The 292-nt window shown below is 57.9% G+C and carries 1 protein-coding gene; it reads left to right on the top strand.

The window, feature by feature from the left end; all coding sequences use genetic code 11:
- Window positions 1-167, top strand: a 167-nt coding sequence (locus tag P0G09_RS19910) for a WYL domain-containing protein (RefSeq protein WP_275253538.1), incomplete at its 5' end; no start/stop codon positions are given.
- Between the last annotated feature and the right edge of the window lie 125 nt (window positions 168-292).

Genomic DNA, 292 nt, shown 5'->3' with positions numbered 1-292 from the left:
TGCTCGAGGAGAATGGCTGCTTCCATTTTGATGTCCCCATCTGCGTCAGTGACCAGTTCTATGGCTGGGTCTGCGGCTTAGGCGGCAAGATAGAAGTGGTCGCCCCGCCCGAAGTGCGGCAGGGAATGCGGGAGATGACCGCCCGGCTGGCAGAACAGCATCAATAACAAAAAAGGACAGCGAAAGCAGTCCTTTTTGCGTGTTTACGGTTCCTTCAATTCCAGATCACTGGGCAGGATCAGATCCAGGGCAGCGCCGGGCTCGGCGACAAGGCGGCGGCTCTGGTGGAAGA

The sequence above is a fragment of the Faecalibacterium sp. DFI.5.82 genome (assembly GCF_029076575.1).
GTDB lineage: Bacteria > Bacillota > Clostridia > Oscillospirales > Ruminococcaceae > Faecalibacterium > Faecalibacterium duncaniae.
The sequence above is the reverse complement of the archived record's forward strand: the minus strand, read 5'-3'. Positions and strand labels throughout refer to the sequence as shown.